The organism is Vibrio sp., from assembly GCF_050299255.1.
GTDB lineage: Bacteria > Pseudomonadota > Gammaproteobacteria > Enterobacterales > Vibrionaceae > Vibrio.
Window position 1 is genome coordinate 1 of sequence record NZ_JBNKVP010000161.1, and the last position, 2,517, is coordinate 2,517.

A 2,517-nucleotide genomic window follows, 5' to 3' on the forward strand; every position below is an offset into this window, starting at 1 on the left:
ACTACCACGCTCTACCGACTCCTGGCAAAATTGCCATCGCTATCACAAAACCAGCAGATTCAGCAAAAGACTTAGCACTGGCATATAGTCCAGGTGTAGCTGAACCCGTTCGCGAAATCGCACAAAGCGTTGATAATGTTTATAAATACACAGCCAAAGGCAATACCGTTGCGGTTATTTCTAACGGTACCGCCATTCTTGGTTTAGGTAACCTTGGACCTATGGCTTCAAAACCAGTCATGGAAGGTAAGGCTCTACTGTTCAAGCGCTTTGCAAACCTAGATTCCATCGATATCCAAGTAAAACACCGTACTATCGATGAGTTTGTTGACACCGTTGCCAACATCGCCGATACCTTTGGCGGCATCAACCTTGAAGATATTAAAGCGCCCGACTGTTTTGAAATTGAACGTCGTCTGATTGAACGTTGCGATGTGCCGGTTTTCCATGATGATCAACACGGTACTGCGATTGTTACCGCAGCAGGCATGCTTAACGCGATTGAACTGCAAGGCAAAGAGCTACGTGAATGCACTATCGTGTGTTTGGGTGCAGGTGCTGCAGCAGTCGCGTGTATGGAACTGCTGATTAAATGCGGTGCTATGCGTGAAAAAATTTACATGCTTGACCGTAAAGGTGTCATTCACACTCGTCGTGATGATATCAATGAATACAAACAGTTATTTGCCAACAACACAGACAAGCGCACATTGGAAGATGTCATTAAAGGTGCCGATCTGTTCTTAGGCGTTTCAGGCCCTAACCTGCTAACAGCAGATGAACTCAAATTGATGGCAGATAAACCTGTGGTGTTTGCTTGTTCAAACCCAGATCCTGAAATCAAACCAGCACTGGCTCACGCTGTGCGTGATGATTTGATTATGGGTACAGGTCGAAGCGACTATCCAAACCAAGTCAACAACGTGCTTTGTTTCCCATTTATTTTCCGTGGCGCGTTAGACGTACGTGCGAAAGTGATTAACGATGAAATGAAGTTGGCTGCCGTTGCGGCAATTCGTGAATTGGCGAAAGAGCCAGTACCAGCAGAAGTATTGAAAGCTGCGGGTGTGGACTCACTCACTTTCGGCAAAGAGTACATCATCCCTAAACCGATGGATCCTCGCTTGCTGCCACGTGTTGCAAAAGCAGTCGCTCAAGCGGCTATTGATTCTGGTGTTGCGCGTATCGGGATGCCAGAAAACTACATGGCGAACTAGTTTCGAGCCTGATGGTTCAATCACTCGCCAATGCATAGCATCAAAAAAGCCCTGACTCGTATCAGGGCTTTTTATATCTATCTGCACAATTAGGCGGAAAAACAGATTATCGGCAACAATTAGTCGTCGTAAGCCTCGAACTCGATGCCCATTTCTGTCATCAGTGCTTTTACTTCGGCTGGAATATCATCCGGACGATCTTTACGCAGATCTTCATCTGTTGGCAGTGGCTGACCAGTATACGCGTGCAAAAACGCCTCACATAAAAGCTCACTGTTGGTCGCATGACGCAGGTTATTGATCTGGCGGCGAGTACGCTCATCTGTGAGTATTTTCAATACCTTAAGAGGGATTGATACGGTGATTTTTTTCACCTGCTCACTTTTTTTCCCATGCTCTGCATAGGGGCTTATATATTCACCGTTCCAGTCTGCCATTGCGCACCTTCATTGTTCGAATTCGAGTAATAATTTCAAAGGCTAGATTTTAGCGGGATTTACCGCCATAAGCAAAGACATATAGACGTCTAGAAGTGTTGACGTCTTAAAATTAGATAAGTAAAGTATGATGCAGTTCCCCAATATAGACGAACACATGTATTCTTACTGTGAATTTGGATGTCTATTTAAGAGTCTCAGGAAAGGAAACACTCATGACCAAACGCAAGCCATCAACAATCGCAGTTCGAACCGGAATTGAATCAGATACTCAATTCCACGCCGTCGTTCCACCTATTTACTTATCGACTAACTACGGCTTCCCTGCGTTTGGCGAAGTTCCACAATACGACTATACCCGCTCTGGCAATCCTAACAGAGGTTTGTTGGAAAAGGCGTTGTACGAACTAGAGAGCGGTGAAGGCGCAGTCGTAACCAACTGCGGCACTTCGGCTTTGAACCTGCTTGCGTCAACATTTCTTGGCCCAAACGATTTAATTGTCGCGCCTCATGACTGCTACGGCGGAACTTACCGTTTATTCAACACTCGTTCTAATAAAGGTGATTTCAAGGTTCAGTTTGTAGATCAATCTGATGAGCAAGCGCTAGCAGTGGCTTTGGCGAAAAAACCAAAACTGGTTTTGTTAGAAACACCGTCTAACCCGCTCGTGAGAGTGGTTGATATCGAAAAAATCTGCCAACAAGCAAAAGCGGTTGGCGCTTTGGTGGCTGTCGACAATACTTTCTTAACGCCTATATACCAACAACCACTTACGCTTGGCGCTGATTTTGTCATTCACTCAACGACCAAATTTATTAATGGTCACTCAGATGTCATTGGCGGCGTAGTGATCAGTAAAACC

Annotated in this window: 3 protein-coding genes; 2 read left to right on the top strand and 1 reads right to left on the bottom strand. The window is 45.3% G+C overall.

Annotated features, from left to right (window positions below; all coding sequences use genetic code 11):
• A partial coding sequence (locus ACQY6F_RS18740; RefSeq protein ID WP_428776615.1) for a malic enzyme-like NAD(P)-binding protein occupies positions 1-1,217 on the top strand: 1,217 nt, incomplete at its 5' end.
• A gap of 119 nt (positions 1,218-1,336) precedes the next feature.
• On the opposite strand, the gene metJ is transcribed toward ACQY6F_RS18740, so the two are convergent.
• Entirely contained in the window at positions 1,337-1,654 is a 318-nt protein-coding gene (gene metJ, locus ACQY6F_RS18745) for a met regulon transcriptional regulator MetJ (protein WP_042484962.1), read from the bottom strand.
• A gap of 215 nt (positions 1,655-1,869) precedes the next feature.
• Here metJ and ACQY6F_RS18750 point away from each other — a divergent pair.
• Positions 1,870-2,517: aminotransferase class I/II-fold pyridoxal phosphate-dependent enzyme (locus ACQY6F_RS18750; protein ID WP_428776617.1), on the top strand; the 648-nt coding region annotated here is incomplete at its 3' end.